Source organism: Paraburkholderia sp. J69-1, assembly GCF_905220255.1.
GTDB lineage: Bacteria > Pseudomonadota > Gammaproteobacteria > Burkholderiales > Burkholderiaceae > Paraburkholderia.
The window spans coordinates 215,051-229,299 of record NZ_CAJMZG010000013.1; the positions used below are offsets into that span (position 1 = coordinate 215,051).

The window sequence follows — 14,249 nt, forward strand, 5'->3', positions numbered from 1 at the left end:
TGCCGCTTCGTTCGAGACGGCAGCTTTTTTGTGCACGCATCGGCGCGGGGAAGTTTGTCGATGTGTGTTCGGTCCAGATGATCAGACTGGCAATCTGGACGCCAGCTTATAAAAGATAATCCAGTTTGACCTCATGCCTCGCACGCATGCCGGGTCACAATAAAAAATGAAAACGACCGAATTCATGTTTCGTATTCCGGGGCACGGGAACGAAGCATTGCGCTACAGCGTGATTGTCGTATCCGGGATCAGTGTTGGATTCATTCGAATCGGCTCTGCAGAAAAGCCTTTTTCGCTCTTGGTGCCGCGCGTGCATGACGAAACGTTTGCGCATGTTCCCGCCGAACATCTCGCGCGACTGGCCATTGCCCAGGCGATCTATACGGAACTGTTCGACGCGCATCCGCCAGGCGCCATCGATCTGGACGTGCACGGGCCGCTCTGGGACGGCGATCTGGAAAGCGGGCAATGGCGGCATGACAGTGCGCAGGAGGCGGCTGCGCCTGTTGCGTCGCTCGACTACGTGCAGTCAGAACCGGCGCAGAAAGCCATATTCGTCGCGCCGAGCGAGCCGCTTCTGGACCCGGATGTGGCGATGGCAAGCGGCTCGTAACCGAACACGCAGCGTGATTTGCAGGACTCGTCTGACGAATATGACTGTGCGCCTGGACACTTATATCCTCAGACATTGCCCCTTTTGCATCCGCAAACGTTTTACCGATTATTTTGTCGCGTCGACGTAACAAATCGGGTGCTGTTGCGAGATTAAAAAAATAAACATCGAGAGAATAATCAGTATAATCCGCCCCGCGCGCGTGTTTGAATCGACGTCCTTGCCGGATCATCTCAAGGTACATCGCGCGTATCGTCGGTCACGGCCCGAATGGTGCTCAGGGCCGTTTCTATCAGTTCCGCTTTGCAATGTGCGCCTGCCTGCAAGGCGCACGGATATGTCATGAATTCCATGCCTGCACCGCAATGGCGACCGTTCCTGTCGCTCTTTACGCAAGAGTTGACGCAAAACCTGACGCCCCGGCTCCTGACCCAGCTCATGCGTAGCGCGGGCGAACAATTCGGCCGTCAATATGCGCTCGCGCCGTCCGGCACGGTGGCCGAGATGCAGGCGGCGATGAATCGGGTCTGGAGCGAGTTGGACTGGGGTACGGTCGAAATTCGCGAGGCGCAGGACTGGCTGGTGCTCACCCATTACCACGCGCCGCTCAAGGCGGCGTTTGGCCCGGAGAATCTTCCATGGGCCGGGGCGTTTCTGGAAGGCGCCTACGAAGCATGGATGCATCAGCTGGGTGCCGATTCGCAATTGCGGATCACCACGGCCGGACCGGCGGATGCATCGGGGACGATGGTTTTTCTATTCGGCAAGTAAAGAACAGCAAGTTGTGCGAGAGGCGCGTGGCGCCGGTCGGTGGACCGCACAACGAATACGACGGGGTCGGCGCATGAGCGGTGCATCGGACATTGCGAATCTCTTCGAGGTAGCGGGCGGAAATCCGGCGCAGTACCAGGAAGTGGAAAGAACGGAGCAGATGCAAGGCTCGCGTGGCCCGTGGTCCGCGTCGGATACGACCGATGCCGATGCCGCCGCGCAGCCGCTGTTCGCGTGGACGCTGCCCGATGCCGCGTCCGAACCGCCGCCGGTCGTGCCGGAGGCTGGCGACGCGGTGGTGCTGCAGGCGCAGGTGCAAGCGCAGGTCCAAGCTCAAGCGCTGCCCGAAACTGTTGCGATCGAGCCGCAGGTTGCCAGCGCTGCGCAGCCGGAAATCGCGCCGCAACCGGTCATCGTTCAGGCTGAATCCGCCATCGTCGAGACTGACACTGTAGCCGCCGCGCCGCTGTCCGCTGTCGAAGCGCCCGTAGTGGCGCCCCAGCCGGCCACACCTCAGCCGGGCGCATGCGCCGCCAGTCAACCGGCGCCGCTCGGCAGCGTGTTCGCACGCCTGCTCGCGCGCAGCGAGCCGCGTTCCGATGCCTCACCACGCGGGACGCCATGATCGTAGTCGCAGTCGTTTCCGCAAAAGGCGGTGTGGGCAAGAGCACGATAGCGGCCAACCTGGCTGTCGAACTGACCCGTCGCGCCCGAACGGTGCTGGCGCTCGATCTCGATCCGCAAAACGCGCTGCATCTGCATTTGGGCGGCAAGCCGGAGGCTTACTTCGGCCTGTCGCGCGCGAGCGTGGGCGACACGAGCTGGCGCGTGGTCTGCGAACGCACGGCATCGGGCGTGAGCGTGTTGCCTTTCGGTCAGCTAAATGAAAGCGATATGCAGGCCCTGGAGCGCCGTATCGCCGACGATCCGTACTGGCTCTCGCGCCACCTGCAGAGCCTGAAGCTGCCCGACGACGCGCTGGTGTTGCTGGACACGCCGCCCGGCGTATCGAATTTTTCGCGTCAGGCGCTGGGCGTGGCCGATCTGGTGATTTCCGTCGTGCTCGCCGATGCCGCGTCCTACGCAACGCTGCCGCAGATCGAAAATCTGATCCGCCGTCACCACGGCAAGCGCGAAGCCGTCTGTCTGATCAATCAGGCTGACGATACGCGTGCGCTGTCGCGCGAAGCGGCGGAACTGATCCAGCGTGCGCTGGGCGAGCGCGTGCTTGCGCGCGTGCGCGCCGACCGCGCGGTGAGCGAGGCGCTGGCGCAGGGCAGAACCGTCGTCGAATCGTCGCAGGAAAGCGTGGGGCGCACGGATCTGATCGCGTGCGCCGATCGCGTGCTCGAACTGTTGCCGACACTGCGCGTGCCAACCGCGGCGATCGACATCGCCACGCAGGCACGCGCACAGCAGAGCGAACAATCGACCGAACGATCAACCGCACAATCAACCGAACAATCGCCGGAACACGCCACCGGACAACTTCAGCCGACGAACGCCAAAGGCGTTAGCGGCAGCGAACCCGCCGTCAGCATGAGACTGGCCGACGACGAGCGGCGCGCCGCTGCACCCGCCGCATCGGCGCGAAAAACGGGCGTGATCCGCGTGATGGCCGTGTTGTCGGGCGTGGTTCTGGTGCTGCTGATCGCGCTTTGGATCAGGGCCCGCCAGGGATAATTGCTATGGCACAGATCGAACACAAGCCGCTGCCGCGCAGGCAGCAACCCGCCGGGTCGGGGCAGAGCGACGACGCCGGCGACTGGGACGACAAGCTCCTCGCCACCGGCACCTCGCTGCTTTCGTCGGGCTGGGCGCGCGTGGTCGTGATGCTGGCCGCCGTAGGGCTGTTCACGTCCGCGATGACGGTCCATCTGGCTTTGTCGAAGCAATGGATCTTCGCGATCATGTGTATGGTCGTCGCGTGGTTCTTGAGCCGCATTCGCGGCCGCGTGCTGACGGTGTCGCTGGTCGCGCTGTCGGTGTTCATGTCCATGCGCTACCTCTACTGGCGCATGACGCAGACGCTATCGTTCACGAGCCCGCTCGACATGACCTTCGGCTATCTGCTGCTTGCCGCCGAATGCTATGCCGTGCTGATGCTGCTGTGCAGTTACTTCCAGACGCTCTGGCCGCTGCATCGCCGCCCCGTGCCGCTGCCCGCCGACACCTCGCTCTGGCCCACGGTGGACGTGTTCATTCCCACCTATAACGAGCCGCTCGAAGTGGTGCGGCAGTCGGTGCTGGCGGCGACGCTGCTCGACTGGCCGGCCGACAAAATGCGCGTCTATCTGCTCGACGACGGCCGCCGCGAAGCATTCCGCGCATTCTGCGCCGAGGCCGGCGTGGGCTATCTGACCCGCCCCGACAACCAGCACGCCAAAGCGGGCAACCTCAACGCCGCGCTGGCGAAAACCGACGGCGAATTCGTCGCCGTGTTCGACTGCGACCACGTGACCACGCGCTCGTTCCTGCAGGTCTGCATGGGCTGGTTCCTGAAAGACCCGAAGATGGCGATGGTGCAGACGCCGCACGTGTTCTATTCGCCGGACCCGTTCGAACGCAACCTGGAAACCTTCCGCAAGGTGCCCAACGAAGGCGACCTGTTTTACGGCGTGCTGCAAAACGGCAACGATCTCTGGAACGCCGCGTTCTTCTGCGGATCGTGCGCGGTGCTGCGCCGTTCCGCGCTCGACGAAGTGGGCGGCGTGGCGACCGAAAGCGTCACCGAAGACGCGCTGACCGCGCTCAAGATGAGCATGAAGGGCTACAACACGGGCTACCTGCCGATTCCGCAAGCCGCCGGTCTCGCCACGGAAAGCCTCGGCCGCCACGTTGGGCAGCGCATTCGCTGGGCGCGCGGCATGGCGGAAATCTTCCGCCAGTTCAATCCGCTATTGATTTCGGGCCTGACGCTGCCGCAGCGGCTCTGTTATCTCAGCGCGATGATGCACTTCTTCTTCGGCCTGCCGCGCATCGTGTTCCTGCTGACGCCGATGGCCTTCCTGTTCTTCGGCGCGCACGTGTTCCATGCATCGGCGCTGATGGTGCTCGCCTATGCGGTGCCGCATCTGGTGATTTCGAGCATCGGCGCGTCGCGGATTCAAGGTCGTTTCCGGCATTCGTTCTGGAGCGAAGTCTACGAAACCGTGCTGGCGTGGTACGTGATCCTGCCCGCGCTGCAAGCGGTGCTGTTCCCCGGCAGCAAGGGCTTCAACGTGACTTCGAAGGGCGGCGTGATCCGCCAGTCCTTCCTCGACTGGGCGATGGCGCGGCCTTATATCGTGCTGTTGCTGATCAATCTCGCCGGTTTCGGCGTGGGCGTGGTCGGCCTGATTCGCAGCCCGGGCTGGCCCGAGGCGATGAGTATCGTCTTCAACCTGGTCTGGGTGATCTACAACGTGATGAACCTGAGCGCCGCCGCCGGTGTGGCGACCGAATCGCGCCAGTTGCGCCTCACGCCGCGCGTGCAGATCGAACTGCCCGCCGCCGTGCAACTGGCCGATGGCCGCCGCATCGCCTGCCAGACCAGCGACTATTCGCAGGGCGGTCTCGGCCTCGTGCTGCCCGAAGATGCGCCGATGCCGCAACGCGGCGAGCGCATTCTCGTTTCGGTGTTCCGCGACGACTACGAAGGCAAGTTCCCGGCCGAAGTGCAGGTGTGCCGTGGCCGCACCGTGGGCGTGAGCTTCCCGGCGCTGACCATCGATCAGGAGCGCGACCTGATGCGCGTGACCTTCTCGCGCGCCGATAGCTGGATTGCCTCGTGGGGCCGTTATCGCCCGGACCGGCCGCTGCGCAGCCTGTTCGAAGTGCTGGGCGTGGGCGTGCGCGGGTTGATCGACCTGTTCCGCCATCTGCTGATGGGCGGGCGCGAGCGGCTGGGTCGTTCGACCGAAACGCCGGCGAGCGAGTTGGGATCGAAACAATCGTGAGTGCCGGCAACTTGACGTCTACGCGCACCTTGACGTGCACGCTGCTGCGCACGCGCCGCCTGGCGGCGCGCTTCGGTGCGGGCCTCGCGGCCATCGCCGCGCTCTCGCTGAATGTGGCGATGGCGCAGGGCGCGCCCGCGATTGCAACTGCATCGGCTGCGCCTATGCCGGCCTCGGCCACGCAGGCCACGCCATCCAATGCCGCCCCGCAAGCCAGCGCCGAAAGCAACACCTACACCTATCGCATTCCGCTGCTGCGCGATAACGCCGCGGCAGGGCTGTCCCTGCTCGGCGAGGACGCCTATGGCGGCATGGACTTCGGCCTGCGCCGCGACGAACGCGTGGTCAGCGCGAAGCTCGTGCTCGACTTCCGCTATTCGCCGACGCTGCTGCCCGCGCTTTCGCACCTCAACGTGCTGCTCAACAGCGTGGTGGGCGCGACGATCCCGCTGCCCGAGCCGGTACCGGCGGCATCCACGAACACCACGATCGACCTGCCGGTTTCGCTGCTCACCGAGTTCAATCATCTGAACCTCGAACTGATCGCCCATAGCAAGGCGAGCGACCAGGGCAACAACCCGCTCAGCGCCGATCTGTGGCTCAAGGCCGGCCCGGATAGCGCACTCGAATTGACGGTGGTGCCCGCGGCCGCAGCCAGCGATCTGTCGCAACTGCCCGCGCCGTTCTTCGACGCGCGCGACGTGCGCCGCGTGAACCTGCCCGTGGTGCTGCCGCGCGCGCCAGGCGGCACGCGTCTGGAATCGGCGGGCATCGTGGCGTCGTGGCTGGGCGCGCAGGCGGGCTATCGCGGCTCGCATTTTTCCGCGAGCCTCGGCGCGTTGCCCGTGCACGGTCACGCCGTCGTGCTGGCCTCGCGCGACGAACTTGCCGGGCTCGGCCTGAGCACGCTCACCGTCGATGGCCCGACGCTCGCGATCGTGCCCAATCCGAACGACCCGGCTGGCCGCCTGCTGCTCGTCACGGGCAGCGACGAAGAGCAATTGCACACGGCGGCAACGGCACTGGCGCTGGGCGCGCGGACGTTTTCGGGCTCGCAGGTGCGCATCGACGGCCCGGTTTCCGGCGCGCCGCGCAAGCCCTTCGACGCCCCGAACTGGCTGCCCAGCGACCGTCCGGTCGAGCTCGGCGAACTCCAGCCCGTGGATCGCTTCACGGTGCAGGGCCTGCGTCCCGGCGCGATCGACGTGGACCTGCATCTGCCGCCCGGCCTGTTTGGCTTCGATAACAGCGGCGCGGTGCTGAATCTGCATTACCGCTATACGGCGCGGCCCGAGTCGGCGCGTTCGTCGCTGCATGTGCTGGCGGGCAATACGCCGATCCAGACACTCGCGCTGCCCGGCGACGCGTCGGACGGCCACGCCACGATGCGCATCCCGACCTATCTGCTGCCGCCGCTCACGACGCTGCAATTCGACTATCGCTACGAGGACGTCGCGAGCAAGGACAACTGGCAGGACGTGCCGAGCGGCCCGCTACTCAGCGCCATCGATCCGACATCGACGATCGATATCTCGCACTTGCCGCGTTACACGGCGATGCCGGATCTGCGTCTGTTCGGCGATGCGGGCTTTCCGTTCACGCGTCTGGCCGATCTGTCCGAAAGCGCGGTGATCCTGCCCGCGCAACCGGTCGCCGACGACTATTCGGCTTATCTGACGCTGATGGGCAGCATGGGCCAGGCCACCGGCTATCCGGTGCTGGGCGTGCGCGTGAGCAGTCCCGCGCAGGTGCTCAAGGACGACGCGCTGCGCGACAAGGATCTGCTAGTGCTGGCTTCGGGCGATAACCAGCCGGTGCTGAAGGCCTGGCACGACATGCTGCCGCGTGGCTTCTTCGGCCCGGTCAGCGCGCGCGCTCACACGCTGTCGACGTGGTGGGACAAGCTCACGGGCAGTCACGCCCAGGCGCAGCGCGACGCCGATATCGCCGCGCTCTATCGCAGCGACGACCACGACGGCATGGTGGCCGGGCTGGAATCGCCGCTCGCGGGCGGCCGCAGCGTGGTGGTCATCTCGGCCAATTCGCCGGCGGGGCTCGACGCGGTCGTGAGCGCGCTGCAGGCGCGCCGCTATCGCGCCAACGACTCGCTCAGCGGCAGTCTCGTGGTGGTGCACGACGGTCTGCTGACCACACTGAATACGGATCAAAGCTATTTCATCGGCTCCCTGCCGCTGCGGCTGGGCATCGAGTGGTTCTTTGCGAGCCATATCGTGCTGCTGCTGTTCGCGACGCTCGGCAGCGTCGTGCTGATCGGCCTGCTCGGCGGCGTGCTGCTGCACCGGCGCGCGCTGAACCGGCTGGACCTGGCCATTCCCCAGACATCGCAACGTGAAGAAGGACGACGAGGTTCTCATGTTTAAAAGACGGCCTGACCTTTTCCGGGCACGCCTTGCGCGTCGCATCACCGTGCAGCCGGCGCTGCTGCTGGGCTGTGCCTGCCTCTGGGCATCGGTTACGCTGGCGGCGCAGCCGGTCGCGGCAGGGAACGCCGATGCCGCGAAGAGCGCCGCGCCGCAGCCCGCAGCAGGCGCGACCGCACCGACCGCACCGACCGCGGCGCCGGCAGCGGCAGGACCGACTTCGACCGTCACCTACACCTTGCGCCAGCTGGGCGCGCAATACGCGCTGAACCTGCGCGGCGTCGATGGCAGCAACACGCTGCCGGTCGGCGTGCGCGACGACCAGGTCGTGAGCGGCGCGCGTCTGAATCTGCGCTATGCCTATTCGCCGGCGCTGTTGCCCGATCTCTCGCACATCAACGTGCTGGTCAACGATCAGGTTGCGGCGTCGATCGCGGTGCCCAAAGACACGGCCGGCGCGAGCCTGCAACGCACCATCGCGCTGCCGCCGTATCTGTTCACCTCGAACAGCAAGTTGCGTCTGCAACTGATCGGCCACTACACCACGCAGTGCGAAGACCCGCTGCATTCGAGCCTGTGGGCCAACATCAGCAACGACAGCACGCTGAGCATCGATACCCAGCCGCTGCCGCAGGCCAACGATCTCGCGCGCCTGCCGATGCCGTTCTTCGACACGCACGACATCCGCCGCCTGAGCCTGCCGTTCGTGTTCGCGGGCAATCCCGACGCCGCTGCGCTGGAAGCCGCGGGTTCGGTGTCGTCGTGGTTCGGCGCGCTGGCGAACTATCGCGGCGCGGATTTCCCGGTCTCGCTGTCGACGGTGCCGCAGCAGGGCAACGCGATCGTGATCGTCGAAGGCGCGGATCAGGCCACGCTCGCGGGCGCGCCGCTGCAAGGTCCGACGCTCGCCATCGTCGCCAATCCGAACGATCCCAACGGCAAGCTGCTGCTCGTCATGGGCCGCGACGGCAAGGAACTCAAGCAGGCCGCCGACGCGCTCGTCACCGGCAGCCAGACGCTCTCCGGCCCGAGCGCGCTCATCACGCATTTCGCCGAAATCACGCCGCGCAAGCCTTACGACGCGCCGCGCTGGCTGCGCACCGACCGGCCGGTGTCGTTCGGTGAACTGATCGATGCGAAGCAGTTGAGCGTATCGGGCTATAGCCCCGACCTCATCCGCATCAATACGCGCGTGCCGCCGGATCTGTTCGGCTGGCATGCGCCGAATGTGCCGATCGACCTGCATTACCGCTACACGCCACAGCCGTACATGGTGAATTCGTCGCTGCTCTTTAGCGTGAGCGACCAGTTTATGAAGTCGATTCCGCTGTTGCCGCTCGAACGCCTCGAAGGCGGCGCGAAGCTGCGCGCCGAAGTGCTGCCCGACAGCAGCCTGCCGCGCCAGGCGAAGCTGGAAGTGCCGCTGGGAACGCTGCTGCAGCCGAACACGCAGCTGCAGTTCCGCTACATGTACGACTACATCAAGCAGGGCGAATGCCGCGACATCATCATCGATAACGTGCGCGGCGCGATCGATCCCGAATCGACGATCGATCTGTCGAAGTATCCGCACTACATCGCCATGCCTAACCTGGCGGCGTTCGCGCAGGCGGGTTTCCCGTTCACGCGCATGGCCGATCTCTCCGATACCGATGTCGTGCTCGGCGAGAACGCGGGCGTGCAGGAATACAGCGCGTATCTGTCCGTGATGGGCCGCATGGGCGATTCGACCGGCTATGCGGCGCGCGGTGTGACCGTGCTGCGCGGCCAGCGCATCGACGCGATGCCCGCGTCGAAGGACCTGCTGGTGATCGCCTCGGGCGCGGATCAGGCCTGGCTCAAGGACTGGGCGCAATACATGCCCGCCGCGTACGACCACGGCGCGCAGTTCTCGCTGTCCGATCTGCCGGGCCGCGTGCGCGGCTGGTTCCATTCGAATCCGCGTCTCGATGCCGCGCCGGGCAGCCTGCAGCTTTCGTGGACCGGTCCGGGCGTGAGCGCCGTGCTGGCCGGTTTCGAATCGCCGAAGGAGAAGGGCCGCAGCGTCGTCATGATGGTCAGCAATCAGCCTGAAGGCCTGAAGGATGCGGTCTCCGCGCTGCTGGGCGTGCCGAACTACGACAAGCAGCCGATCCAGGGCAGCCTCGTGTCGATTCGCGGCCAGGAAGTGGATTCGCTCGTGAGCGAGCACAGCTACTACGTGGGCCATCTGGGCATCTGGCGCGGCCTCGACTGGTGGCTCGCGTCGTTCGGGCTGTCGCTCGGCTGGCTGGCGAAGGTGCTGGGCATCGTCGCGCTGGTGGCGTTTGCGGCAGGGCTGTTCGGCTTTCTGCGCCGTCGTCAGGCGCGCCGCGACGCGCAGGCGCAGGCACGCCTGCAGGCCGCGCAGCGGGCGCAGCGCCAGATCGAACATGACGCGCAGCGCGAGCAACATTAATCAGGACAGGAAACGTTCATGCTAGTCAGCCGCAGCCAGGCCTGCATTCTGGGTTTGTTGCTCACCTCGGCCAGCCACCCCGCGTGGGCGCAGGACGCCACCTCCAGAATGCTGCTGGAGCAGGGCCGCTATTGGCAGGCGCACGACAAGCCCGAGCTGGCCGCGCAATCCTGGCAGAAGTTGCTTTCGACCGATCCGAAGCAACCCGAAGGTCTTTACGGCATGGGTTTGATCGCGGTCGGCAAGCGGCAGTTTGCGGCTGCGGGCGATTACCTCGCGAAGCTGCGTGCGTCGGCGCCGGATAGCCGCTTCGTGCCGCTGCTCGAACAGGATATTCGTCTCGCGCAGGAGCCCGGCAAGTCGACGCTTGCCAAGGCGCGGCAGATGGCGCAGGACGCCGTCAACCAGAACGACCCGAAGGGGCTCGCCGCCGCCATCGCGCAATACAACAAGGCGCTGGGCGGCAAGCCGCCGCAAGGCACGGTGGCGCGCGAGTACTACACTTATCTGGGCTATACCGAAGGCGGTACGGATCAGGGCATTCAGGGCCTCGAGCGCCTGAACACCGAAACGCCCAACGATCCGTACACCATGCTGGCGCTGGCCCAGCATCAGGTGCGCGACGAACGCGATCGCGCGGCAGGCGTGGCCTTGCTGGAAAAGCTGGCGGCGCGCCCGGACATCGGCGGTGCGGCCACGGAAGCGTGGCGTTCGGTGCTCACGTGGGTCGCGCCCACGGCGAAAAATCGTTCGTGGTTCGAGGACTATCTCAAGCTGCACCCGGACGATGACGAAATCCGCCATCAGATGACCTCGCCGCGCGCAGCTGGCACGCCGGGTTCGGCGCCGCCGGTGCCGGTGATGGACCCGCGTCTGACGCGCGGCTTCGCGGCCTTCAAGGCGGGCGACATCACCACGGCCGAGCGCTCCTTCAGCGACGTGCTCGCAGATAAACCCAACGACACCGACGCGCTGGGCGGCCTCGGCCTCGTGCGTATGCAACAGGGCGACCTGGCGCAGGCGCAGACGCTGCTTTCGCGCGCCGCTTCGCGGCCGGGCGCGGGTGCGAACTGGAGCCGGGCGCTGGCCTCCGCGCGTTACTGGCTGCTGGTGAACCAGGCCGAAGGCGCGCAGAGCGTGGGCGACTACGCCACCGCGCGCCGCGATCTCGATCAGGCGCTGCGCATGGACCCGGCCGAGCCGGGCGGGCGCAACGCCTCGGCACGTCTTTACGCCACCCAGGGCGACCTGCCGCGCGCAGAAAAACTCTACCGCGACGTGCTCGCCACGAGCCCGAACAACCGCGAGGCCGTGAGCGGCCTCGTCGATATCCTTGCCGAGACCGGGCGCGCCGAAGAAGCGCAGAAGTGGATCGACGGCATGACGCCCGAGCAGCAGGCGGGCATCGGCGGGCTCGATCGGCTGCGTGCGGCCGTGGCCTCGGGGCGTGCCGACGCCGCCGAACAGCGCGGCGATCTCGACGCGGCGCGCCGCATCCTCGAAGACGCGCAGCACACCGACCCGGACAATCCGTGGATTCGTCTGGAGCTGGCGCGTTTCGAACTCAAGCAAGGTCACGCCGATCAGGCGCGCGAACTGGTCGACGGCCTGCTGGCCTCGAACCCGGACAACCCCGACGCCCTCTACGCCAGCGCTCTGCTGGCGATGCAGATGGGCGACTGGTCGCGCGCGCAGGACACGATGGCGCGCATCCCGGCGAGCGCACGCACGCCGAATATGGTCGCCACCGCGCAGCAGATCGACTTTCAGGCGGTCGCGGCGCAAGCCTCGCAACTGGCGCACGACGGCAACCTCGACGACGCGCGCAATATGCTCGCGCGCCTGGAAACGTCGGCGGGCAAGGACCCGGCGCGCGTGAGCGCGCTGGCGCAGGCTTATGTCGATGCCGGCAACCTGCCGCGCGCGATGAGCCTGATGCACGGCCTGATGCCCAACGGCGTGAAGGGCAGCGGCCCGGATGTGCAACTGGCCTACGCGAGCCTGCTGCTCAAGACCGGCCAGAACGTGCAGGCGCGCGACGTGATGCGCGGCCTCGAATCGCAGACGCTAACCGCCGATCAACGCCGTCAGCTCGACGATCTCGACTACCTCTACGCCGTGCGGCTGGCCGAACAGCAGCGCCAGCAAGGCGATCTGGCGACGGCTTACGACACGCTCGCGCCGGTGCTGGCGAAGCGCCCGAACGACAGCCTCGCCAATGCCGCGCTCGCGCGCATGTATGCCGCCGACGGTCAGTACGATCGCGCGCTCGCGCTGTATCAGAAAGCGCTGTCGAACGACCCGGACAACCCTGGCTTGCAGCTTGGCGTGGCGATGGCGGCGGTCCAGGCCGGCAAGGGCAGCGTGGCCGATGCGGCCTTGAAGCAGGCGGTCGCCAAGGCGCCGAACGACCCGGACGTGCTGGCGGGCGCGGCGCGCATCTACGTGATGCAGGGCAAAATCCGCGAGGCCCAGGCGCTGCTCGAAACGGCGATCGCCGCGAAGGAAAAGCGCATGGGCGTGAATGCGCAGAGCGTTCACGTGGCAGGCAATCCGTTCGTTCACGACGACGCGGATACCCGTCTCGCGGCGCGCGACAAGCGCCGTGCCGCTGCGGCGGCGCTGGCGCTTCAGGATCAGGCGGGCGTGACGACGGACACGGCGGCCGCGCCTGCGACGGCCTCCGGCTTCGCTTCTGCTTCGGCATTGAGCGCGCCAGTAGCAGGCACTACGACGGCTTCGCGCGAACGCGCTCCGGCGCGCACGGCCGCGCTGCCCTCGGTCGCGGGCACGCCGATCGGCGCGCAGGCGCTCGCCGATACCGTCACGGCAACCGAGCCCTCGGACGGCACGATTTCGCTCGACGACATGCGCGACGAACTCGACGACATCCGCTCGCAGCGCTCGCCGCAAGTGCGCGGCGGCCTGATCGTCTCGACGAATAACAGCGCCGGCGGCCTGTCGCAACTGACCGACGTGCAGCAGCCGATGGAAGTGCTGATTCCCGCCGGCAACGGCAAGCTCTCGCTGCGCGTGACGCCGGTGGAACTGAACAGCGGCACGCTCGGCACCGATGCCTACAGCAGCAGCCAGTTCGGCGGCGGCCCGGCAGCGGCGCTGGCGCAGCAAAACAGCGAGGTTCCGGCGCCGGCTTCACAGAACGCGCGCGGCGTGGGCCTGGGCGTGGGCTACGAGATCCACAACTGGAGCGTCGATGTCGGCACCACGCCGTTGGGCTTCCAGTACACCGACATCGTCGGCGGCGTGACCTACAAGAGCGCCATCAACGCGGCGCAGGGCAGCTGGTTCAACGCGGGCGTGTCGCGCCGCGCCGTGACCGACAGCATCACCTCGTTCGCCGGGACCAGCGACGCGCGTACCGGCGTGAGCTGGGGCGGCGTCACCTCCAACGGCGTGCATGGCGCGATTGGCGTCGACACCCAGCAATTCGGCTATTACGGCTACGGCTCCGTGAAGTATCTGGACGGCCACAACGTCCAGTCGAACGAAGGCGCCGAAGTGGGCGGCGGCACCTACTGGTATCTGCATCGCAGCGCCAACAGCATGCTGACCGCCGGCCTGAACCTGAGCGGCGAGTTCTATCGTCACAACGAGAACAACTTCACCTACGGCAACGGCGGCTATTTCAGCCCGCAGCGTTACTACGCGTTTACCGTGCCGGTCACGTGGGCGCAGCGTTCGGATCGCTGGACCTACAAGCTGCAAGGGTCCGCCGGTTTGCAGTATTTCCATCAATCGGCCGCGCCGTATTTCCCGACCAATGCCGCGTTGCAGTCGGCGGCGGTCACGGCGGCGTCGTCGCTGGGCTTGAGCGATGGCGCGATCCATCCGGCGCAGTCGTCGACGGGCATCGGCTATAACCTGCTCGCCACCGCCGAGTACCGTTTCAGCAACCATCTGACGGGCGGGGCATCGGTGGGCGCGAACAATTCGTCGAGCTATCGCCAGTGGGTGGCGGGCCTGTATCTGCGCTTTAGCTTCGCGCCGCAGACGCGGTCGCTCGATATGCCGGTCATGCCTTATCAATCGCATTACAGCGATCAGTGACGCCATCGCGCTCACCGGTCGTTTTTCAGGAGTAAAAGAGT

The 14,249-nt window shown here is 66.3% G+C and carries 8 protein-coding genes; all 8 read left to right on the forward strand.

From position 1 onward, the window contains the following. The first annotated feature begins 310 nt into the window (after positions 1–310). Positions 311–613: a hypothetical protein gene (locus tag U5A67_RS24085; RefSeq protein ID WP_321816158.1), complete on the forward strand. Its 303-nt coding sequence runs from the start codon at positions 311–313 to the stop codon at positions 611–613. A gap of 342 nt (positions 614–955) precedes the next feature. Further along, positions 956–1,384 carry a cellulose biosynthesis protein BcsD gene (gene bcsD, locus U5A67_RS24090; protein WP_321816159.1) on the forward strand — a complete coding sequence of 143 codons (429 nt, stop codon included), beginning with the start codon at positions 956–958 and terminating at the stop codon, positions 1,382–1,384. A gap of 73 nt (positions 1,385–1,457) precedes the next feature. Next, entirely contained in the window at positions 1,458–2,009 is a 552-nt protein-coding gene (bcsR, locus tag U5A67_RS24095; RefSeq protein WP_321816160.1) for a BcsR/BcsP family cellulose biosynthesis protein, read from the forward strand. Continuing rightward, complete coding sequence (gene bcsQ, locus U5A67_RS24100; protein WP_321816161.1) at positions 2,006–3,067, forward strand: cellulose biosynthesis protein BcsQ; 1,062 nt, start codon at positions 2,006–2,008, stop codon at positions 3,065–3,067. Before bcsR ends, bcsQ begins: the two co-directional genes overlap by 4 nt. Positions 3,068–3,072: 5 nt before the next feature. Continuing rightward, on the forward strand, positions 3,073–5,322 hold the full coding sequence (gene bcsA, locus U5A67_RS24105) for a UDP-forming cellulose synthase catalytic subunit (RefSeq protein ID WP_205983686.1): 2,250 nt from the start codon (positions 3,073–3,075) through the stop codon (positions 5,320–5,322). Then, a complete protein-coding gene (locus U5A67_RS24110; protein WP_321816162.1) occupies positions 5,319–7,703 on the forward strand; it encodes a cellulose biosynthesis cyclic di-GMP-binding regulatory protein BcsB in 2,385 nt (794 codons plus the stop codon). Before bcsA ends, U5A67_RS24110 begins: the two co-directional genes overlap by 4 nt. Next, positions 7,696–10,140 carry a cellulose biosynthesis cyclic di-GMP-binding regulatory protein BcsB gene (gene bcsB / locus U5A67_RS24115; protein WP_321816163.1) on the forward strand — a complete coding sequence of 815 codons (2,445 nt, stop codon included), beginning with the start codon at positions 7,696–7,698 and terminating at the stop codon, positions 10,138–10,140. Before U5A67_RS24110 ends, bcsB begins: the two co-directional genes overlap by 8 nt. Positions 10,141–10,158: 18 nt before the next feature. Then, entirely contained in the window at positions 10,159–14,208 is a 4,050-nt protein-coding gene (locus U5A67_RS24120) for a cellulose biosynthesis protein BcsC (RefSeq protein ID WP_321816164.1), read from the forward strand. Positions 14,209–14,249 lie beyond the last annotated feature (41 nt).

Coding starts and splice junctions, on each gene's coding strand:
- bcsB (WP_321816163.1), top strand. CDS start 7,696: ATGTTTAAAAGACGGCCTGACCTTTTCCGGGCACGCCTTGCGCGTCGC.
- bcsD (WP_321816159.1), top strand. CDS start 956: ATGAATTCCATGCCTGCACCGCAATGGCGACCGTTCCTGTCGCTCTTT.
- bcsQ (WP_321816161.1), top strand. CDS start 2,006: ATGATCGTAGTCGCAGTCGTTTCCGCAAAAGGCGGTGTGGGCAAGAGC.
- bcsR (WP_321816160.1), top strand. CDS start 1,458: ATGAGCGGTGCATCGGACATTGCGAATCTCTTCGAGGTAGCGGGCGGA.
- U5A67_RS24120 (WP_321816164.1), top strand. CDS start 10,159: ATGCTAGTCAGCCGCAGCCAGGCCTGCATTCTGGGTTTGTTGCTCACC.
- bcsA (WP_205983686.1), top strand. CDS start 3,073: ATGGCACAGATCGAACACAAGCCGCTGCCGCGCAGGCAGCAACCCGCC.